The organism is Streptomyces sp. NPDC001508 (assembly GCF_040298665.1).
In the GTDB taxonomy this organism is placed as follows: Bacteria; Actinomycetota; Actinomycetes; order Streptomycetales; family Streptomycetaceae; genus Streptomyces.
In genome coordinates this window covers 15,326-36,736 of the sequence record NZ_JBEPAP010000046.1, presented here as the reverse complement: position 1 = coordinate 36,736, position 21,411 = coordinate 15,326, and the positions used below count along the sequence as shown (strand labels likewise).

The window sequence follows — 21,411 nt, the reverse complement described above, 5'->3', positions numbered from 1 at the left end:
GCCCATGGCCGACTACGACGCCGTCTTCGTCGGCAGCGGGATCAACACCCTCACCGCTGCCGCGCTGCTGGCCCAGGAGGGCTGGCGATGTGCCGTCTTCGAACGGCAGGACCATCTCGGTGGCGCGATCCACACCACGGAACTGGTCCCGGGCTACACCCACGACCTCTACGCGATCAGTCATGCGATGTTCGTCGGCTCGGCCGCCTACGCCCGCCTGGCCGACGACCTCACCGCGCGCGGCCTGCGCTATCTGCGCGGCGGGGTCCCGGCCGGCGGCCTGACGGCCGAAGGCGAGTCGGCGCTGCTGACGACCGACCCGGACCGCAACATCGCCGCGTTCGAGGCGGCGGCGCACGGTGACGGCGAGACCTGGCGCCGGATGCGCGCCGAGCACCAGAAGGTCGCCCCGCTGGTCGGCGGGCTCATGTCCGGTGACCTGCTCTCCCGGCACGGGGTCGCGCTCGCGCTGCGGGCCTACCGTCAGCTGGGCCACACCGGCCTGCTGAGGTTCAGCGGCGAACTCCTGGAAACCTGCCGGGACTGGACTGCCCGGTTCCGCGCGCCCACCACCCAGGCGCTGCTGGCGCCGTGGACACTGCACGCGGGCACCGGTCCGGAGCAGGCCTCGTCCGGCTTCATGACCCGCACCATGACCATGTCGCTGGAGACCCGCGGCACCCCGGTGCCCGAGGGAGGCGGACGGCGGCTGGTCGAGGCGCTCGTCGGAATCATCCAGGACGCAGGCGGCGTGTGTACCGCCGGCCGGGGGGTCGGCGCGGTCCTCACCGAACGCGGCCGGGCAGCCGGTGTGCGTCTGGACGACGCCACAGTGGTCACCTGCGGGCGGGCCGTCGTCGCCGGAGTGACCCCGACCCAGCTCTACGGCAGCCTGCTCGCCGCGGTCCCCGAGGCCCAGAACGCCGCGGCAGCGGCCCGCCGGTTCCGGTACGGCCGCGCTCGTATGCAGCTCCACTTCGCGTTGCGCGAGCGCCCGCAGTGGCCGGATCCCGGGCTGCTCAAGGCCGCCACCGTCCACCTCACCTCCGGGGTCGACGCGATCTCCCGGGCGGTGAACGAGGCCGAGCGTGGCCTGCTGCCGGCCGTCCCGACGCTGACCGTGGGGCAGCCGGTCGCGGTCGACCCGTCCAGGGCTCCCGAGGGAGGCTGGATCCTCTCGGTCCAGCTGCATGAAATGCCGGCCCGGGTGCGGGGGGACGCGGCGGGCGACATCGACGTGGGTGACGGGGAGTGGTCCGAAGCCCTGCGCGAGCGGGTCGCGGACCGGGCCCAGACGATCCTGGCCCGCCACCTGCCGAATCTGGAGAGCGCGATCCTCCGACGGGTGGCCGCGTCCCCCGCGGACCTCGCTCGCGCCAACGAGAACTTCGTCGACGGAGACGGCTCGGCCGGGGCGTGCTCCCTCGACCAGAGCCTGCTGTGGCGGCCGCGACCGGACCTGACCGGGCACACCACCCCGGTGCGGGACCTCTACCTGGTCGGAGCGAGCACCCATCCCGGCCCTGGACTCGGCGCCGGTTCCGGGATCATCGTCGCCGCGAGGCTGAGCGCGGCGTGGACCGGATGGCGGGGGCGGGCGGTGCGCTCGTCCGCAGCGCTCCGGCACGAACTGCGTACCCGGCGCCGCTCCCCTGATCCGGTGGCGTCCGCGACCAGTCCTGCCGGGGCACCGGCCGCCACCCCACCCCAGGTGCCCCCGGCCCCGGCTCCGCCGTCCCGGATGCCCGGCAGGCACCACCACCAGCCGGGAGGAGAGCGGCGATGAAGAAAATCGTCATCGGCATGTCGGGCAGCACCGGCGTCATCCTCGGAGTGCGCGCCCTGCAACTGCTGCGCACGGTGCCGGACGTGGAGACGCACCTGGTGCTCTCCCGCAGTGCCGCGCTCAACCTGCGGTTGGAGAGCGACCACACCGCGCAGGACGTCCGTGCGCTGGCCGATGTCGCCCACAACTTCTCCGACATCGGCGCCTCCATCGCCAGCGGCTCGTTCCGGGCCGACGCGATGCTTGTGGTGCCGTGTTCGATGAAGACGCTGTCCGGAATCGTGCACTCCTACGCCGACAACCTGCTGATCCGCGCGGCCGACGTCATGCTCAAGGAACGCCGGACCCTGGTGCTCGCCGTCCGGGAGACTCCGTTCCACCTCGGGCACCTGCGCCTGCTGACCCAGGCGGCCGAACTCGGAGCCGTCGTCTTTCCCCCGGTCCCGGCCTTCTACCACCGCCCCACCACCCTGGACGAGGTGATCGACCAGTCGGTCGGCCGCATGCTCGACCAGGTCGGCGTCGTCCTGCCGACGGTGCCTCGCTGGCAGGGCACCGCCGCCGCGGCGTCCGCCCGCCACGGCGCCGGCTCCGCCGATGACGCGACGTCCCGGGCCCCGTATGAGCGGACGCGCCCGGAGGCGCTACCGCCCGGCACGAACACCGCGCATACGACACCGCATACGCCAGCACATACGCCAGCACATACGACAGCGCACGCGACAGCGCCCACCGCCGCGCCCGCCCGGGCACGCACGGTGAGCCCACGGAGCAGCGAGGAGAGGAACATTGGCTGAACGGTCCTTCGCCAAAGAGGTCGGCAAGCTCCGGGAGGGGGCCGGCAGCACCCTGCACGTCGAGGGCATCCTGGCGGTCACCAAAGCGCTGCTCCAGTCCGGCGTCGCCTACGTCGGCGGCTACCAGGGAGCGCCGATCTCCCACCTGATGGACGTGCTCGGCGACTCGAAGGAGGTCCTCGACGAACTCGGGGTCTACTTCGAGAACAGCGCCTCGGAGGCCACGGCGGCCGCCATGCTGGCCGCGTCGGTGCACTACCCCCTGCGCGGAGCGGTGACCTGGAAGTCCACGGTGGGCACGAACGTCGCCTCGGACGCGCTGGCGAACCTGGCCAGCGGCGGGGTCACCGGCGGCGCGCTGATCATCCTCGGTGAGGACTACGGCGAGGGTTCCAGCATCATGCAGGAGCGGTCGCACGCGTTCGCGATGAAGTCACAGATGTGGCTGCTCGATCCGCGGCCGAACATCTCGGCGATCGTCGACGCCGTCGAGGCCGGCTTCGAGCTCTCGGAGGCGAGCAACACCCCGGTCTTCCTGGAGCTGCGGCTGCGCTCCTGCCATCTGCACGGCGCGTTCGAGGCCAAGGACAACAAGCGGCCCCCGCTGACGGTGACCGAGGCGATGCAGCAGCCGGTCCGGGACACCAGCCGGATCGTGCTGCCGCCGGCCAGCTTCGCGCACGAGAAGGAGAAGCTGGAGGACCGCTGGCCCGCCGCGGTCAGGTTCATCACCGAACGCGGACTCAACGAAGTGTTCGGCAACGACCTGGCCGACGTAGGAATCATCGTCCAGGGCGGGCTGTACAACACGCTGAACCGCTCGATGGAACTGCTCGGCTGCTCCGACGCGTTCGGTCACACCCAGGTCCCGCTCTACGTGATGAACGTGACCTACCCGGTCGTCGACCAGGAGATCATCGACTTCTGCGCCGGCAAACGCGCCGTGCTGATGATCGAGGAGGGCCAGCCCGACTACATCGAGCAGAACCTCAACGCCATCCTGCGCCGGGCGGAGATGCCCACCAAGCTGCACGGCAAGGACATGCTCGCCGCCGGCGGCGAGTACACCTCCCTGGTCGTCACCCGCGGTGTGCGTGCATTCCTCCGCACCTATCTGCCGCAGGTCATCACCCACGAGCCCGCGCTGCTGCGTCCGGCCGACGCCGCCGCCGGCCCGTTCGGCACCCCGGTCGACCCTCAGACGGTCCGGCCCCGCCCGCCCGGCCTGTGCACCGGCTGCCCTGAGCGGCCGATCTTCAGCGGACTCAAGCTCGCCGAGAGGGAGACCGGCAAGCATCACATCAGCGCGGACATTGGCTGCCACCTGTTCGCGGTCAACGCGCCGTTCGACCTGGGCGCCACCACCATGGGCTACGGCCTGGGGTCGGCCGGGGCGGCGGCGCTGAACTCCAGGGACGCCGACCGCCGTACGATCGCGGTGATGGGCGACGGCGGCTTCTGGCACAACGGGCTCACCAGCGGTGTCAGCAACGCGGTGTTCAACAAGAACGACCAGTTGCTGGTCGTCGTCGACAACGACTACGCCGCGGCCACCGGCGGCCAGGACGTGCCCTCCTCACACGCCGACGTCCCGACCAGATCCACCAGGCATCCGATCGAGAAGGCCGTCCGGGGCGTCGGCGTCACCTGGGCCAAGACGATCGACAACACCTACGACGTCGGCACGGTCCGCGACACCTTCGTCGAGGCGCTCACCACGGACGAGCCGGGCCCGAAGGTCCTCGTGATGCAGAGCGAGTGCCAGCTCAACCGGCAACGACGGGTCAAACCCCAGCGCGCCAAGGCGATCAAGGAAGGCAAACGGGTGGTCCGGGAACGCTTCGGGGTGGACCCGGAGACCTGCACCGGCGACCACGCCTGCATCAGGATCTCCGGCTGCCCCTCGCTGACCATCACCGCCAACCCCGACCCGATGCGGACGGACCCCATCGCCACCGTGCTGGACAGCTGCGTCGGCTGCGGGGTGTGCGGGGAGAACGCGCACGCCGCCGTGCTGTGCCCCTCGTTCTACCGCACCGACGTCGTCTACAACCCCACCCGCGTGGACCGTGCGCTGGCACGGCTGCGCACCTGGTGGATCTCCGTACTCGGACGCGGCGTCGAGCGCCGCGCGGCCACTTTGGAGGCGGCCTGATGTCAAGCTGGTACAGCGGCCGGCGCCCCATCACGCTGGCGATCCTCGCCATGGGCGGTGAGGGCGGCGGTGTCCTCGCCGACTGGATCGTGGCGGTGGCGGAGCAGGCCGACTACGTCGCCCAGACCACCTCGGTGGCCGGTGTCGCCCAGCGCACCGGGGCGACCGTGTACTACGTCGAGATCTACCCGCCGCTTCCGGCCGCCGCCGACCGGTCCGGACGCGACGAGCCGGTGCTCAGTGTCTTCCCGACACCCGGCGAGGTGGACATCGTCATCGCCTCCGAACTCATGGAGGCCGGCCGCGCGGTCCAGCGCGGGTTCTCCACCCCGGACCGGACCACCCTGATCACGTCGACGAACCGGGTGTACTCGATCGACGAACGGATCGCCATGGGCGATGGCAGGGTCGACAGCACCGCGCTGCTGACCGCCGTGCAACAAGGCTCGAAGCAGCTGGTCTCGGCCGACTTCATGGCGATCGCCGAGCAGGCGCGCAGCGTCATCAGCGCCTCCCTGTTCGGCGCGCTCGCCGGCTCCGGGGCTCTGCCGTTCACACGCGCGCAGTTCGAACAGCCGATCCGGGACTTCGGCAAGGCCGTGGACCAGTCGCTGCGGGCCTTCGCCGGAGGCTTCGACGCCGCCGCCCGACCGAGCACACCCGGCACGTCCCAGCCGGTGGACATCACCATCGGGCCCCGGCCGGTCTCCCCCGAGGAACGCAAGGAGAAGGAGGAAGCCCGCCGGAACCGGATCGCCGCCACCGAGCCGGGATCCCTGGTCGGCCCCGCCCTGCGACCCCTGGCCGAGGAGGTGACAGGCCTTCCGTCGGCGGCCCGGTCGATGGTGCTGCACGGCCTGGTCAAGACGGCGATGTACCAGAACCCGGCCTATGCGCGGCTGTACCTGGACCGGGTCCGGGCCTTCGCCGCCGTCGACCCGGACCCCGAGGGCGGCGCACGGCTGACCCTTGAGGCGGCCCGGCATCTGGCGCTGTGGATGTGCTACCAGGACACCATCCAGGTGGCCCTGCAGAAGATCCGGCGGCATCGCATGATCCGGATCCGGGACGAGGCCCGCGCCGAACCCGATCAGCTCATGCACGTCCGCGAATACCTCCACCCGCAGATCGACGAGATCACCGACACGCTGCCGGCCCGGCTCGGAGCGACGCTGCGCCGCTCGAAGGCGTTCCAGCGTCTCGTCCGCGCCGTGACGCACAAGGGAATGACCGTCAACACCAGTTCGATCACCGGTTACACCATGCTCGCCGTCATGGCCCGTATGCGGCCCCTGCGGCCCCGTTCCCTGCGGTATGTCCGTGAGCAGGCAGCCATCGAGCAGTGGATGCGGACGGCCCTGGACGTGGCCGGCAGCGAGCCGGACCTCGCCTGTGAGATCGTCGAGTGCCAAGGACTGCTCAAGGGGTACGGCACGACCTACGAACACGGAACCGGCAGCTTCGACCAGATCATGACCGCAGCCCGCGCGCTGACCGGCCGGAGCGACGCAGCCGCCCGGCTCTCCGCACTCCGCGCGGCCGCGCTGGCCGACGAGGACGGGGCGACCCTGAGCAGCGAACTCGCCGCCGTCGTCAGCGTCTGACACCGTTCCCCACCACCGGCGCAGGTGCTGTCACACCCCTGCGCCGGTGGCGGTCTTTGCGGTGGGGGTGTTCGGTGCTGGTGGTGGGGGTGGTGGCGCGCTTCTGTGCTGGTGGCGGTCTTTGCGGTGGGGGTGTTCGGTGGTGGCGGTGGTAGCGCACCTCTGTGCCGGTGGCGGTCCTTCGGCGACGGTGTTCCGCGCGGGTGGGGCAGGTGCCGTCACACCCCCGTGCCGGTGGCGGTCTTTCGGTCCTTGATGTTCCGCGCCGATTGCGGCCTGCGGTCCGTGGCGGCCGGTGGCGGGGGCGTGCCCTTCGTCGTGGTGCGGGGGATCAGGTGCTCCGCGTTCCGGTCCGGGGTGTACGGCGAACTCCGCGCAGCCGGCCACCCGTGCAGGTCCTGGCCGAAACGGACGCCGTGCGGCCCGGCCGGGTCACGGCTGGCGTCCGGGACCCGGGACGCACCGCACACCGGCCGAACGCCCGACGCGGCCAAATCGCCGTCTGCGGGCTTGTGGATTCCGGCGCCTTGGGAGTCGCGGATTCCGGCTGGTTGATCCGTTGCCCCACCCGGCGGTCACCCGGCGCTCTCCTGGCGGGACGCCGTCGCGCCGGTAGCCAGGAGGCGGGCACGGGCCGTAGCCCGGCCGCGACAAAGGGCGGACCGCGGCCCGGGTCCGGCCGCGTTCAGGACGCGGTGGGCCGGATCAGGCGGTCGTCGGGAACGACCGCGACGCCGACGATCTCGATCAGGGCCTCGGGCTGCCAGAGCGCCGTGGTGCCGATGCCGGCCATGGCGGGGTAGACCGGCCCCGCGAGTTCGCGCCAGACCTGTCCGATCTCCCTGCCGTGCGCCTGGTAGTCGGGGATGTCGGTCAGGTAGAGGGTGACGCTGACCAGGTCCTGCGGGATCCCGCCCGCCTCCGCCAGCGTCGCGAGCACATTGCCGAACGCCTGGCGGAACTGCTCGACGATCCCGCCTGGAACGATCTTCATCTCCTGGTCGAGGGCCGTCTGGCCGCCCAGGTGAAGGGTGTTGCCGCTGAGCGTCCCGTGCGAGTAGCCGCTGGGCTTGGCCAGGGACGCGGGGTTGACCGGCACAGGGGGAGAGAAGGTCGCCATGGAGAACTCCTGCGGTACGGGGTGCTGTCTGGTCGCCACCGTAACATCCATCTATTGACATCATCATGACGGTCGTAGAAATAATGAAACGCAGATCGTGGATGTCAGCAACCCAGGAGAGGAACGTCCATGCGCCTCGGGACCGTCAGACATGCGGCCGGAACGACCGCCGCGGTGTTCCAAGGGGACGTCTGGCGGGCGCTGCCGGCCCCCGACCTGTCGGCGTTCTTGGCGACGGCCCCGCCGGACCGGGCGGCCGATCCGGACGGACAGGTGCTGCACGACGCCGTCCCCGTGCTGCCCCTGCCCGCCCCCGGCAAGGTGATCTGCTGCGGCCTGAACTACGCCGACCACATCCGGGAGACCGGTCGCGAACTCCCGGAGTTCCCCACGCTCTTCGCCAAGTACGCCGACACACTCACCGGCCCGCACGACGACGTGGTCCTGCCGAGCGGTCTCCAGCTCGACTGGGAGGCGGAACTCGCCGTCGTGGTGGGCGCGACGCTGCGTGGCGCCGACCGGGCCACCGCGCTCGCCGGGATCGCCGGCTACACGGTGGCGAACGACATCTCGGTGCGCGACTGGCAGTACCGGACGTTGCAGTGGTTCCAGGGCAAGGCCTGGGACGCGTCCTGTCCCGTCGGTCCCGTGGTCGTCACCGCGGACGAGTTCGACCCGGCCGCCGGCGCGGCCGTGATCTGCCGGGTCAACGGCGAGGAGACGCAGCGCGACAGCACGAAGACCCTGGTCTTCGACGCGGCCGAACTGCTCGCGTACGTCTCGGCCTTCACCGTGCTGCGCCCCGGCGACCTGGTGCTGACCGGTACACCCGGCGGCGTCGGAGCGGCCCGGCAGCCCCAGCGCTTCCTCGCCGACGGCGACCTCGTCGAGACCGAGATCCCCGGCATCGGCACTCTGCGCAACACCGTCCGCTTCGCCGGTTGACGCCGACCGGCCCCACCCACGACGAGGAGTTCCCATGGACCCCACTCCCGGCAACGCGGCCGACCACAGCTCGTACCTCCTTGAGGGCGACAACTCGATGTACGCCACGCAGAGCGGCCTGGTCGTCCCGGTCGTCACCCGGGCCGGTGACGAACCTGGCGACACCGGGCAGTCCGCCGGCGCCACCCGAATCTCCGGCGTCAGCATCCAGCACACCCCGGCCACCCGGCTCTGGTACGGCAAGGTCAGCAACGACGCCGGCTACCGCTCCGTGCCCCACCACCACGGCCAGGCCGAGACCGGCGGCTACGTCCTCTCCGGCCGCGCCCGGATCTACTTCGGCGAGAAGTTCGAGGACTACATCGACATGTCCGAGGGCGACTGGGTCTTCGTCCCGCCGTTCATGCCCCACGTCGAGTGCAACCTCGACCGCAACCACCCGCTGACCTGGATGACCACCCGCACCCCTGAGAACATCGTGGTCAATCTCCCCGAGGTGCCGGACGCGGAACTGCGCCACTGGCTGGACCGGCCCTGATGACCGCCGCCACATCAGAGTTCTTCAGCGCCGCGGTCGACCTCACCCCGGCCGAGCCCGAGCACTTCGACCTCGCGTTCACGGCGGTCACCCAGCCCTGCCCGTGGCCCAAGGCCTACGGCGGCGACCTGGTCGCCCAGGCGGCCGCCGCCGCCATGCGGTCCGTCGACGACGGCAAGGCGCTGCACTCCACGCACTCCTACTTCATGCGCCCCGCCGAGATCGGGGAAAAGGTGCGCTACGAGGTGGAGTTGCTGCGCGACGGCCGCGGCTACGCGACCCGCCAGGTCCGCGGCTACCAGAACGGCAAGCCGCTCTATGTCTGCCTGGCCAACTTCACGGCCGGGGAGCCCGGCGCTGGCTACGCCGCCGGACCGCCCGACTGGCTCACCGCCGCCGGCCTGCCGGGCCCGGAGGAACTGCCCAGCTCCGCCGAGTACCTCGCGGACCGGAGCGGCGAGTCCATGACCGAGAGTTCCAAGGCCTACTGGTCCTTCGGGCGCAGCTTCGACATGCGGCACATGCCGGGCCCGGTCTACCTCACCGTCGACGGGGAACCGGTGGCCCACCAGGCGGTCTGGGTCAAGCCGTTCGACGCGCTGCGTCCCGTCGACGGTCTCACCGACGCACAACGGGACACCGCGGCCCTGGCCTATGTCTGCGACTACACGATCCTGGAGCCCGTGCTCCGGGTCCTCGGCCTGCCATGGGCGCGCGAGGGACTGGTCACGGCCAGCCTCGACCACGCGATGTGGTTCCACCGTCCGCAGCAGCCGGGCGCGGCGGACGGCTGGCTGCTCTACGCCCAAAGGGCCGTGGCGGCCGAGGCCGGTCGTGGCCTCGCCGCCGGACGCTTCTTCACCCCGGACGGCACCCATCTGGCCACCGTGGTCCAGGAAGGAATGATCCGCGCCTCCCAGGAAGGACACCGATGACCTGTCAGGCGGCCCCGGCCACCACGCTCGACACCCCCTTCGCCGGGCATCCGCGTGATGTGCACGTCGTCGGCGCGTCGCCGCGCAGTCGCGGTGGCCCGCACCACCCCCTCACGTTCCCCCTTCTCCCGCACCGCCTCCTCACGCTCCCCTCTCTTCCGCACCACCCCGTCCAGCTCCCCCCTTTCACGTCCCACGCCTTCAGGCTCCAGCCCGTCAAACCCCGTCCGACCGTGGAGGATTCGGCATGAGGATCGCTATCGCCGGCGGCGGCCCCGGCGGCCTGTACTTCGCCGCCCTGATGAAGCAGCTCGACCCGGCCCACGAGGTCACCGTCTGGGAGCGCAACGCGCCGGACGACACCTTCGGCTTCGGCGTCGTCTTCTCCGACGAGACCCTGAGCGGCATCGACAACGCCGACGACGTCGTCCACGCCTCGATGGAGAGCCGGTTCGCCCGCTGGACCGACATCGACGTCGAGTTCGACGGCCACGGGTTCACCGTCGGCGGGCAGGGTTTCGCGGCGATGAGCCGCAAGGAACTGCTGCAGATCCTGCAGCAGCGGGCCGCCGAACTCGGCGTCACCGTCCATTACCGTACCGAGGCGCCGGACGTGGCCCGACTGCGGGAGTCGTACGACCTGGTCCTGGCCGCGGACGGGCTCAACTCCGCCGTCCGCGCCAAGTACGCCGACGTGTTCCGGCCGACGCTCGACCGGCGGCGCAACAAGTACATCTGGCTCGGCACGGACCTGGTCTTCGAGGCGTTCCAGTTCTTCGTCAAGCAGACGGAGTGGGGCACCATGCAGATCCACGGCTACCCCTACTCGGACTCCGGTTCCACGTTCATCGTCGAGATGCACGAGGACGTCTGGCGCCGCGCCGGCTTCGACCGGACCGAGGCGCATGTGTTCGCTCCGGGTGTGTCGGACGAGTACGCGGTCGACAGGATCGCCGAGATCTTCGCCGAGGAGCTGAAGGGCCACCAGATCCTCACCAACAACTCCAAGTGGCTCAACTTCACCACCGTGCGGAACGAGCGCTGGTTCGACGGCAACGTCGTCCTGCTCGGGGACGCCGCGCACACCGCCCACTTCTCGATCGGCTCCGGCACCAAACTCGCCATGGAGGACGCCCTCGCACTGGCGGCCTGCCTGCACGAGCGACCGACCGTGGCCGAGGCGCTGGAGGCCTACCAGAGCGAGCGCAAACCCGTTGTCGAGTCGACCCAACGGGCCGCACAGGCGTCACTGGAGTGGTTCGAGAACATCGGCATGTACGCCGGCCAGGACCCGGCCCAGTTCGTCTTCAACCTGCTCACCCGGTCCCGCCGGATCACCTTCGAGAACCTCAAGGAACGCGACGCCGAGTTCGCCATCCTGATGGAGAACGAGTTCGCCAGGAACCAGCAGGCCCCCGGCATCGCCCCGGCGATGTTCCAGCCGGTCCGCATCGGCGAGCTGGAACTGAGCAACCGCGTCATCGTCTCCCCGATGGACATGTACTCCTCGGTGGACGGCGTCCCCGGCGACTTCCATCTGGTGCACCTGGGGTCCAAGGCGCTCGGCGGAGCCGGCCTGGTGATGAGCGAGATGGTCTGCGTCTCGCCCGAGGGCCGGATCACCCCGGGCTGCCCGGGGCTGTGGAACGAGGAACAGCGCCAGGCCTGGGAGCGCGTCACCGACTTCGTGCACCGCAGCAGCTCTGCGAAGATCGGCCTGCAACTCGGCCACTCGGGGCGCAAGGGCTCCACCCGGCTCATGTGGGACGGCATGGACGAGCCGCTCGACGCGGACAACTGGGAGGTGATCGGTCCCTCCGCGCTGCCCTACGGTCCCGGCTGCCACATCCCGCGCGAGGCCACACGCGAGGACCTGGACCAGGTCGTCGCCGACTTCGCCGGCGCCGCCGAACGCGCCGTGCGAGCGGGCTTCGACCTCATCGAGGTGCACGCCGCGCACGGCTACCTGCTGTCGTCCTTCCTCTCACCCGTCGCCAACCGGCGCACCGACGAGTACGGCGGCAGCCCGGAGAACCGGCTGCGGTTCCCGCTTGAGGTGTTCGACGCGGTACGCCGCGCCGTCCCGGCCGAGACCCCGGTGACCGTCCGTATCTCGGCGACCGACTGGGTCCCCGACGGCAACACCGACGACGACGCCGTGGACGTCGCCCGCGCGTTCATCGAGCACGGCGCCGCCGCCATCGACGTCTCCTCCGGGCAGGTCACCAAGGACGAGAAGCCGGCCTTCGGACGCTCCTACCAGACCCCCTTCGCCGACAAGATCCGCCACAAGGCGGCGGGCCCGGCCGGGGTGAAGGTGATCGCGGTGGGCGCCATCTCGTCGTACGACGACGTGAACTCGATCCTGCTCGCCGGACGCGCCGACCTGTGCGCCCTGGGCCGCACCCATCTGTACAACCCGCAGTGGACGCTGCAGGCCGCGGCCGAGCAGGAGTACCGGGGCGCGGGAGCGCGGTGGCCGGTGCAGTGGGCGGCCGGCCGACGCAAGCCGCCGGCCGCGCGCACCGACAAGATCCCGCCACGGCTGTCCCTGCTGCGCGAGGGCACCGGCGCGTCCGTGCACCTGCGGTGGAAACCGCGGGCCGCGGACGCGGCGGCGAAGCGGGCAACCGCATGACCGGCTCGCCCAGGAACGGGTACCCGGTCGGTGGGTACGGGCAGGCCACCGCGCCTGTGGTGGGTGCATCGCCGGGGGACCGACACTTGGTTGGTGCGCATGGTCCGGGCTCGGTGCCCGCGGTGGATGCGTTGCCGGGGGACGGGTTTCCGGTCGGTGGGTGCCGGCAGGTCGCTGCGCCCGCGGTGGACGCGTCGCCGGGGGATCGGCACTCGGTCGGTGCGCATCGGCCGGGCTCGGCGCCCGTCGTGGGCGCATCGCCGGGGGGCCCGTACCCGGTCGGTGTGCACTGGTCGCGCATCGAGTGGATCGACACGGACGCGGCAGGGATCTACCACAACAGCACCGTCGTGCGATTCGTGGAGGCCGCGGAGGCCACGCTCATGCACGAGCTGGGCCTCCACGACTACTTCCCGGCAGCGCCCCGCGTCCGCTACGAGGTGGACTTCGAGGCGCCCCTCTTCTTCGGCCAGGCTGTGCGCACCGTCGTGGAGCTGGTCCGTATCGGCACCGCCTCGATGACCTTCGCCTTCGAGGTCTGGGGCGAGGAGTTCCGCGGGCGGCCGGACCGACGGGCTGCCCGCGGCCGTTTCGTCACCGTCCACATCGACCGCAGGCACGCCGACGGCGCGGTCAGCAGCCCATGGCCCGAGGAATGGGTCGCCGCCCTTAACGGGGCCGTACGACCTGCGGCGGAGCATGCGCCATACTCAGGCAGATGAGCAAGACCACCCAGACCAGCGAGACCAAGGACACCAGCCCCGCCGTTGCCACCCGCCGGTCCCGGACGGTGCTGGTGAGCTTCCTCGGCGCCGTGGTCCGCAAGATGGGAAACTGGATGCCCATCGCGGGCACGGTCGAGTTGCTGACCCAGGCCGGCCTGGACGCCTCCAGCGTCCGGACCGCGGTCTTCCGTCTCAAGAAGCGCGGATGGCTGGAGTCGGAGACCCGTTCCGGCGTGCGGGGCTACGCCCTGACTCCGGCCGCGCTGGAGGCGCTCGCCGCCGGCGACGAGGTGATCTGGCACGCCCGGCAGCCGGCCGATCTGGGCGACGGCTGGTGCCTCGTCAACTTCTCCGTGCCCGAATCCGCCCGCGCCAAGCGCCACCAGCTGACCGCGCATCTGACCTCGCTCGGCTTCGGCAACATAGGCTCGGCGGTGTGGGTCGCCCCTGCCCGGATGCTGCCCTCCGCCCAGCGCGCCATCGCGGAACTGGACCTTACGCAGCAGTGCGCCGTCTTCGTCGGGGACTACGTCGCGGGGCAGGACCTCGCGGCGATGGTCCGCGGCGGCTGGGACCTCGACGGCATCGACCGGCGCTACCGCGCCTTCCTCGCGGAGTACGGGGCCGAGGCGGACCGCCTGGCCACGGCTGCCTTCGTGGACGGGCAGCATGCCTTCGTCACCTATCTGTCGGTCGTCGACCACTGGCGCAAGCTGCCGTTCCGTGACCCCGGCCTGCCGCCCCAGGTGCTCACCGAGGGCTGGAACGGTCCGGCCGCCGTGCACCTGTTCGAGCGTATGGTCACCGCCCTGGAGGGCCGTGCCCTGGCACACGCCGCCGCCTACTGGTCCGCCCAGCCCCGACCGGCCGAGGCGACGGACACCACCGGCTGAACGCATGCCTACGGCGCCTCACCGACTGAACCCCGGCCCGCTGTGCCACCGGTTCCCACCGGCTGAACACCTGCACACGGCTTACCGGCTGGACCCATACCCGCGGCGGCCCCAGGCCCGGTACCGGTGACGGTGTGTCGGACCCCGCGGACTCCGCAGACGCGAGCAGGAAGACCGCGATACAGGGCATGGGTTCACTACAACCACGCCTGCTCCTGTCCGCAGGCAGGGGAGCCGACTGGGCTGATGTGGGCGGTCATGACGTAGAGTCGATGTAGCGGAGTAGAAACGTGCTCTCTGAGACCGAGCGGACAGCCGGACAGGGAGTACGCGCACACGCGGTATCGGACGATCCGCCACTCCTTCCGCGGAAGGAGTGCGTCATGAGGGCAGCACAGTTCAGCCGGTTCGGTGGCCCGGAGGTTCTTGAGATCGTCGACCTCCCCGATCCCCACCCCGGCGCCGGGGAGATACGGATCAGGGTCCGGGCCGCGGGGATCAACGCCAGTGACTGGAAAAAGCGTCAGGGCCTGATGGACCAGGAACTGCCACAGACCCTGGGCTACGAGGCTGCGGGCATCGTTGACGAGATCGGCGACGATGTCCCGGGTGTCACGGTTGGCGACCGGGTCTTCGGAGCCTCACCCTACGGAGCCGCCCAAGCGGAGTTGGCCGTGCTGTCCTATTGGGCCCCGATCCCGAACTCGCTCGACTATGCGAGGTCTGCAGCGATCCCCGCGGCAGCCGAGACCGCAGCGCGCTCGCTCGACCAGCTTGGCGTCACGGCGGGCAGCACCGTGCTCATCAACGGGGCATCCGGCAGCGTCGGGAGTGCCGCTGTCCAACTCGCCGTGGAGCGCGGCGCACGCGTCATCGGCACGGGTAGTCCAGGCACACACGATGCCCTCCGCTCGCTCGGCGCTGAGCCGGTGGCATACGGCGACGGGATGCCAGAACGAGTCCGGGCCATCATGCCGTCGGGTGTCGATTTCGCACTGGACGTCGCCGGCAGCGGCGTCCTTCCCGAACTCGTGGAGCTGGCAGGCGCGGCCGAGCACGTGATCACGGTCGCCGACTTCCGCGGCGCGCAGCAGACGGGCGTCCGCTTCAGCCGCGGCGACACCGGCCGCGCCACCTACGCGCTGGCCCAGGTCGCTCAAATGGCCGAAACGGGACGGTTCTCCATCCAGGTCGGCCAGACCTTTCCCTTGACCGAGGCGGCCCACGCGCACCGCGTCGGCGAAGCCGGGACCGTGCGCGGCAAACTCGTGCTACTCGTGGACTGACCGGTCCTCGAAGGGACTCTGTACCGGGACGGTCGAAATGGGCCGGCACATGGCCGGCTCGCTTTTTCAGGTCCGGCCGGGCCTCTGGTGGTTCGCATGATGTCGAAGCCGATACGAGAGTCCCGGAGGCCCCGTTGCCTCAGAACTTTGTCAGTGTCGGTAAGGGACATGACCCTGCTGGGCAGGACTGTCCGGCCGGCTGTGTGGGCAACCGTGCGTGCGCCCGGACTTGCCGCGAGAACGGGCCACAAACAGGTTTCACTAATTCACAATCGTTCATCATGTTCACGCTTTCTCGGCTGAGAAACATTGCGCCGGACTGCGCTGTGCCAGTTTCCTATTTCATGGATGCGTTGCCTTCCGGTGGCGGATCCCGGCGGGCCGGCACTCGGTGGCTTGCATGCACGCCGGCGGGTGTCGAAGCGGAGAATTCGGTCACGGAAGAAAGAAGTGCCCATATGAATTCATATACAGCGCCCCTGGCACCTGATGTGGAAATAACGATGCGTGCCGCGGACACGGAAAAGGACTGGCCGCGCATCTGGCCGCTGTGGCGGGCTGTCGTGTCCCGGGGGGAGACGCACCCCTATCCGGTGGATGCCACGGAAGCAGAAGCCAGGACCATCTGGCTGGCACCGTCGCGGTCCGCTGTATACATCGCCGAGCGTGAGGGCGCGCTGGTCGCGGCAATGATGACCAAGCCCATGCGGTCCGGGAACGGTGATCACATCGCCAATTTCGACCTCATGGTCGCTCCGGAGTGGTGGGGCCAGGGTATCGGAAGAGCGTTGGCGACTTATGTCATCGATGCCACCCAGCGGGCTGGTTACCTGGCCATGGAGGCCTATTCCGTGGTGGACACCAACGAGCAAGCACTCAAGCTCTGGAATGCTCTTGGATTTCGCACCCTTGCGACCGTTCCCGATGCCTTCCGGCACCCCGTACACGGCCTTGTCGGCGTTCATCTCATGCACAGGCAGCTTGTGTCCTGACCGGTCTCAGACAGCCCCTTCTTCCAGATGAGGAGCAGCATTTCGATGCCCATCTCAAGCGATACGATCGACTGCGCCCCGTATGCTTCAGCGCTGGACCGGATCAAGACCGGTCTGCCCACCATTCCCCGTCTCGCCCCGGCCGCCTTCTTCGACAAGGCGGCCGACCTCGCCGCCGGACTGCCCAGCGAACTGCGCGATGTGATCGCCGGCTTCCGGGCGAACGGCAACGAGGCCGGGTTTGTGCACCTGCGCAATCTTCCCCTCGACGCTGACTCGCTGCCGCCCACGCCCGACACGTTCCCGGCGCCGGACGACCGGCCCCTGCTGGGAATGGAGCCGTGGGTTGCTCTCTTCGGCATGCTCCTGGGGAAGGCCACGGGCTACAGGCTGAACCGAGGTGGTGGCGCCTTCCAGGACATCTTCGCCGTGAAAGAAGCGCACTGGACCACCGCGAACAACTTCAAGGTTCCTCTCCGGTATCACACCGAGATGGCGTACTGCGCAGATCAGCAGCACTACATCGTCATCGGCTGCGCCCGAGCCGACCACAACAACGAGGCACGAACCACGATCGCTTCGGTGCGGCGGGCGCTGCCGCTGCTGGATGAGGCCGACCGCGAGATACTGCGGACCATTCCGCTGCACTGGCACACCGACATGGCGTACCGCACACAGGAAAACCCGGACCCCACGACCGAGATCCTCCTGCTCAGCAACAACGACGACACTGTGCGCTACGACGGGGTGATGATCGACACCCCTGAGGACCCCCGGGTCGCCAGAGCACTGCGCGCGTATACCGACGCGGCAAACGCCACGGCCGTATCCGTCCACCTGGAGCCCGGCGACGTGCTCCTCGTCGACAACACCCGTACGTCCCACTCGCGCACCGCGTACAAGCCGCGCTTCGACGGGACCGACCGGTGGTTGCAGCGTGTCTTCGTCCGGGACCCGCAGAAGCTGCCTCACACCATCGAGCAGGCTGAAGTGCTGGAGTTCGCTCTCCGTGCCCCGGACAAGGCTCTCGTCAGATGAACGCGGCGCCCACTGCGCCGAGATGACTCCCACAGCACAGTGTGCCGGCCGTCACCCGGCGTGGAGGGCAACGACTTGACCCGCCCCCACACCGCCGATGCCCGGGCAGCCCCTGTCGCCCCGGGCTGCCGGGGCCGGACCACCGCGGCCGTTTGAGTGGAAACGGACCAGTGGAACGCTGCGGCGCTCAGCACGGCGGACCTCCGCCGTCCTCGAAGTCCCGGCCCCAGGAAAGCAACCGGCCACGGAGGTGACTTGGCTGGGCGAACGCACGCCGGGCCACCCCTACCGCGTGTCGGCGCGGTAGGGGTGGCCCAGCAAATGGTCAGGGCAGGCGGGTGGCTTTCAGACCGGCCAGCGGGTACTCGTCCGGGAGCTTGCGCGGATCGCCCGGAACAGTGACCTGCATGTCGATCGGCCGTTCCTGTCCGGCGGGCAGCAGTTGGTCGGCCTTGGCGTCGACGTACGCCTTGCCGTCCTGGTAGATGACGTCGACACCGGACGCCTCCACCTTGGTGCCTGCGGCCGTCGGCAGGTCGAAGGAGATCCTGAACTTTCGTACGTCCCCGGTCTTGTCGCCGTCCTTCGAGACCGTCTTGAGGGTGAGCCGGAAGCTGTAGATCTTGCCCTTCGGGTCATAGCTGTCCCATGCGCTCCTGAACGCCTTCGTCACGACGATCTCGTCGTAACTGGGCCGTACGGGCAGGGGAGTGATGCGACCGGCGCCGTTCATGACCTCCAGGCTGCCGATCGGGATCTTTGCCCCGCCGATCCGCGCCGCGTGGTCGGGAACGGTCCTGTCGGTGAGGTCGAGGTGGTTGACGTTGCCGGCGGAGTCGACCGCGTAGAAGTGGCCGTCGGCATCGAAGAACGTGGCCGAGTACGACGCGCGGGAGCCCGCCGACGAGCTGGCCTCGGCCGGCGGGAAGACATGATGCTTGAGCACGGTCTTCATCGGCTGCCTGGTCGGGTCGATGAAGAGCAGGTCGCCGTTGTCGCCCTCGACGGAGATCAGGCGGCCGTCCTTCGGGTGGTGGGCGAAGTCGTCCCACCGCCCGGAACCGGGCTTGTGCCCCGGTGCGGCCTCCTTGGCCACCACATCGATCGAGTAGCTCGGTTCGTCGGGCCCACCCACGACGAAGAGGGTCTTTTCGCCGGGGTCCGTGTCGCCGTCGTACCACTTCATGTCGGCCGGAAGCCCTTTGACCGCGTCCTCCCGTAACGTGCCCGCCTCCACGTCGATGGTGATCAGTTTGTTGCCGCTGACCGCGTACAGCAGCGGCTCCTTGTCGTCCCCGCGGTACTGCGCGCCCATGGCGGTGTAGCCCGGCTCGTAGGCCGGCACATTGTGGGCCACGCGGGTGTCCCCGTCGACCGGGTCGAAGCGGTAGATCCGGGTGCTCTTCCTGCCGACGGCGAGATAGACCTTACGGTGCGCCACGCAGTTGCTCCTTTGCGTGAGGAGTCCATAACCCGGACATGGTCGCGTCGAGTCGGAACTCCCCACAAGGGCGTAAAACTGCCATTCATGCATGTTCTATTGCAAGTATATTTTTATATTAAATTGTCATTGTAAAGTGTGATTGCGTCGCAGGCAGAGCCGAAGTAGCCGAGGTGTTCCTGGCCGACGGACGTATGTGCAAGCCGGTCACCGGCATCGACGACCACTCCCGGTTCATCGTGATCAGCAGGGTGGTCGCCGAGCCGTCCGGCCGCGCCGCATGCACCGCCTTCACCGAGGCCATGACCTCCCCCCAGACAGGCGCCGACGCGATCCCCTGGATCGCCAGCGGCGCCGGCCTCCTCGTCGCCGCAGGCGTCCTCACCCTGATCGCTGCCGCCGTCATACGCCGGGCGAGCCCGAGCCGGACGACAACAGCGAGTCACTCCACCATGGCCCGGGACATAGTCCCGGGGCCTGCTCACGTCTATCGGCCCCCGGAGGAGTGTTCACTGGTGATCAACCCGCCACCGCTGCGGCCATCGCCTGCGACCTGGGCATCCCACAGACCGACACCGCCCTGACCGGGTCCCACCTCGATGTCTTGCCCGGTTTCCCTCCTGAACCCACCGACGGACGGCCCGTGATCCGGGAGGTGGTCCCGCGGGCTCGGAATGTCGAGCCCGGCGGGCGCGGGGGTGTCTGCTCGAACAGCGACGAGGCGTAACGAGGCCTGCGATCGCATCGAGGGGCCAGCACCTCCTTGCTGCACCGCACGGCCGCCTGACCTGCCCGTCTGCCGCGCGGCGTGAATCGATGCGGTACCAGCGGGTACGCGGGTGTCCAGAAGCGATGACGCCGCCGGAACGGGAGGGTGGCATGTCACCCGAGGTGAAGGTCCACGAATGGTCGCCGGCCCCCTTCTCTCTCGCTGAGCGGCTGATCGAGGCGGTCCCGCGGATCCCGGTCCGCGATCTGAGCACGTTGCATCGGCACTTCCCCGGTCTCGGCCCCGAGGAGATCGCCGACCACCTGGTCACCGGTGCGATGTGGGCCACCGAGGCCGTCGGAGCGGGCGTCGGGTCTGCCGCGGCGTTGCCCACACCTCCGGCCATGCCCGCCGAACTGGCCGCGGGCATCCTCGGAACGGCGGCCATCGAAATCAAGCTCATCGCCGAACTGCACGAGGTGTACGGCCTGCGGGCCCCCGGCACCGCACGACAGCGTGCCGCGCTGTATCTCGCGGAATGGACCGAGGGACGCGGCCTGAACATCACAAAACCGGCCTCCGCCGTCGGTCTCATGCTCAGCATCCGGGTGCGAAGGGAACTGCGCCGACGGCTCTTGAGCCTCACCATCCGCCGGATCCCCATGCTGACGCCCTTCATGGTCGGCGCGGCCATCGGCGCCTCACTGAACCGCTACGACACCCAAAGGCTCGCTCAGCGCATTCGCGCGGACCTGCGCGCCCATCAAACGCCCCGGGAAATCTCGTCAGCTGAACGGGAATCCCCGGACGAGGAGTCCTTACTGACTTCGGCTCGTCAAGGTGAAGTGGGTTTGTCGAGTTTCAGGCCGGTGCCCGCTACGAAGCCGTCAAGGGCGTCGGGCCGGTACTGAAGGCGCTTGAGCCGATTGCGTACGAGGGCTTCGAGCCGGTCGAGACTGACCACGGCGAGGTTGGCCAGGCTGCGCTTGACATGGGCCCATACCCACTCGACCGGGTTGAGGTCGGGTGAGTAGGCAGGCAGCAGGAACACCGTCAGCCACTCCCGTTCGGCGATCAACTCACGCATGGCGTGCGAGACGTGAGTGTTCAGGCGGTCCCATACCAGCACGATCGGTGCCTTGAGGCGCTGGTGGTCGCCGTCGACGAGCGCGATGAAGTCCCGCTCGCCCATGCTACGGCGCGCGGCTTTGCCCGTTCGGTGGGCGCGCAGTCGGTGACACAGCCGGGTCCGTGAGCGTGGCCGCATCGCGATCAACCCGGCCACCGACAGGCGTCCCGAGCGTCGCCCGCTGACAGTCACGACCGGCGTGCGCCCGCGCCGGCCCCAGGTTCGTCCTCGGGGCGGCTTCCGGGTGAATCCGGCTTCGTCCTCGAAGCAGATGTAACCCCCGCAGGCCGCCCGGGCTCTTTTGCCTCGGCCCAGGTCGCCTCCTTCCACGCGGTGACGGCCTGCTCGTCGCGCTCGGCAACCCGCCGCGTGGGGACCAGCGGGCTGAAGCCCAGCCGGTGCATCAGCCGCGTCGCACCCCAGACGCTGTAGGAGACATGGAACTTCCTGCGGATCAGCGTGGCCACCCGAGCGGCGGTCCACACCTGGTCCTCAACCCAGCCGTGCGCGGCCGGACCCTGCTCCAGATACGCGGCCAGTTTCTCCAGACTGCGTGGGGACAGACGACAGAGCGATCCGCTCGGGCCGCAGGAGGCCAATGCCTCAACGCCACCATCCCGCCACAACTGATGCCAGCGATAGGCCGACTTCAGGCTCACCCGCAGACGCCGTGCGACCTC

The 21,411-nt window shown here is 69.6% G+C and carries 16 protein-coding genes and 2 pseudogenes; 15 read left to right on the top strand and 3 right to left on the bottom strand.

The window, feature by feature from the left end:
- The first annotated feature begins 4 nt into the window (after positions 1–4).
- Genes ABT245_RS31850 through ABT245_RS31835 form a run of 4 tightly spaced genes read left to right on the top strand, consistent with a single transcriptional unit; the run spans position 5 to position 6,342 of the window.
- Entirely contained in the window at positions 5–1,786 is a 1,782-nt protein-coding gene (locus tag ABT245_RS31850; protein ID WP_351740258.1) for a phytoene desaturase family protein, read from the top strand.
- The gene (locus ABT245_RS31845; protein ID WP_351740255.1) at positions 1,783–2,583 is read left to right on the top strand and encodes a UbiX family flavin prenyltransferase; all 801 of its coding nucleotides are present in this window, start codon (positions 1,783–1,785) and stop codon (positions 2,581–2,583) included. Before ABT245_RS31850 ends, ABT245_RS31845 begins: the two co-directional genes overlap by 4 nt.
- Complete coding sequence (locus ABT245_RS31840; RefSeq protein WP_351740253.1) at positions 2,576–4,738, top strand: thiamine pyrophosphate-dependent enzyme; 2,163 nt, start codon at positions 2,576–2,578, stop codon at positions 4,736–4,738. Before ABT245_RS31845 ends, ABT245_RS31840 begins: the two co-directional genes overlap by 8 nt.
- On the top strand, positions 4,738–6,342 hold the full coding sequence (locus tag ABT245_RS31835; protein ID WP_351740250.1) for an indolepyruvate oxidoreductase subunit beta family protein: 1,605 nt from the start codon (positions 4,738–4,740) through the stop codon (positions 6,340–6,342). The genes ABT245_RS31840 and ABT245_RS31835 overlap by 1 nt, the downstream gene beginning before the upstream one ends.
- A 685-nt stretch (positions 6,343–7,027) precedes the next feature.
- Here ABT245_RS31835 and ABT245_RS31830 read toward each other — a convergent pair.
- A complete protein-coding gene (locus ABT245_RS31830) occupies positions 7,028–7,462 on the bottom strand; it encodes a RidA family protein (RefSeq protein ID WP_351740338.1) in 435 nt (144 codons plus the stop codon).
- Between the two features lie 129 nt (positions 7,463–7,591).
- On the opposite strand from ABT245_RS31830, the gene ABT245_RS31825 reads away from it, so the two are divergent.
- From ABT245_RS31825 to ABT245_RS31785, 9 genes are all read left to right on the top strand, one after another.
- Positions 7,592–8,407: a fumarylacetoacetate hydrolase family protein gene (locus ABT245_RS31825; RefSeq protein ID WP_351740247.1), complete on the top strand. Its 816-nt coding sequence runs from the start codon at positions 7,592–7,594 to the stop codon at positions 8,405–8,407.
- A gap of 34 nt (positions 8,408–8,441) precedes the next feature.
- A complete protein-coding gene (locus ABT245_RS31820; protein WP_351740244.1) occupies positions 8,442–8,945 on the top strand; it encodes a cupin domain-containing protein in 504 nt (167 codons plus the stop codon).
- Positions 8,945–9,880 (top strand): acyl-CoA thioesterase, encoded by a 936-nt coding sequence (locus ABT245_RS31815; RefSeq protein ID WP_351740241.1) that lies wholly within the window; start codon positions 8,945–8,947, stop codon positions 9,878–9,880. The genes ABT245_RS31820 and ABT245_RS31815 overlap by 1 nt, the downstream gene beginning before the upstream one ends.
- Before the next feature lie 247 nt (positions 9,881–10,127).
- The gene (locus ABT245_RS31810) at positions 10,128–12,518 is read left to right on the top strand and encodes a bifunctional salicylyl-CoA 5-hydroxylase/oxidoreductase (protein WP_351740239.1); all 2,391 of its coding nucleotides are present in this window, start codon (positions 10,128–10,130) and stop codon (positions 12,516–12,518) included.
- Between the two features lie 284 nt (positions 12,519–12,802).
- Positions 12,803–13,240 (top strand): acyl-CoA thioesterase, encoded by a 438-nt coding sequence (locus ABT245_RS31805; RefSeq protein WP_351740237.1) that lies wholly within the window; start codon positions 12,803–12,805, stop codon positions 13,238–13,240.
- A complete protein-coding gene (locus ABT245_RS31800) occupies positions 13,237–14,136 on the top strand; it encodes a PaaX family transcriptional regulator (RefSeq protein ID WP_351740235.1) in 900 nt (299 codons plus the stop codon). The genes ABT245_RS31805 and ABT245_RS31800 overlap by 4 nt, the downstream gene beginning before the upstream one ends.
- Positions 14,137–14,519: 383 nt before the next feature.
- On the top strand, positions 14,520–15,422 hold the full coding sequence (locus ABT245_RS31795; RefSeq protein ID WP_351740232.1) for an NADP-dependent oxidoreductase: 903 nt from the start codon (positions 14,520–14,522) through the stop codon (positions 15,420–15,422).
- A 281-nt stretch (positions 15,423–15,703) separates the two neighbouring features.
- Positions 15,704–16,414: a GNAT family N-acetyltransferase gene (locus tag ABT245_RS31790; protein WP_351740229.1), complete on the top strand. Its 711-nt coding sequence runs from the start codon at positions 15,704–15,706 to the stop codon at positions 16,412–16,414.
- 45 nt (positions 16,415–16,459) lie between these two features.
- A complete protein-coding gene (locus ABT245_RS31785) occupies positions 16,460–17,452 on the top strand; it encodes a TauD/TfdA family dioxygenase (RefSeq protein WP_351740226.1) in 993 nt (330 codons plus the stop codon).
- A gap of 325 nt (positions 17,453–17,777) precedes the next feature.
- On the opposite strand, the gene ABT245_RS31780 is transcribed toward ABT245_RS31785, so the two are convergent.
- The gene (locus ABT245_RS31780) at positions 17,778–18,893 is read right to left on the bottom strand and encodes a DUF6923 family protein (RefSeq protein ID WP_351740224.1); all 1,116 of its coding nucleotides are present in this window, start codon (positions 18,891–18,893) and stop codon (positions 17,778–17,780) included.
- A gap of 173 nt (positions 18,894–19,066) precedes the next feature.
- Here ABT245_RS31780 and ABT245_RS46240 point away from each other — a divergent pair.
- A pseudogene (locus ABT245_RS46240) lies at positions 19,067–19,198 on the top strand (IS481 family transposase); the annotation flags it as partial.
- Between the two features lie 574 nt (positions 19,199–19,772).
- Entirely contained in the window at positions 19,773–20,513 is a 741-nt protein-coding gene (locus ABT245_RS31770) for a hypothetical protein (RefSeq protein WP_351740221.1), read from the top strand.
- Here the strand turns inward: ABT245_RS31770 and ABT245_RS46235 are convergent.
- A pseudogene (locus ABT245_RS46235) lies at positions 20,438–21,411 on the bottom strand (IS630 family transposase); the annotation flags it as partial. The gene ABT245_RS31770 and the pseudogene ABT245_RS46235 sit on opposite strands and share 76 nt — an antisense overlap.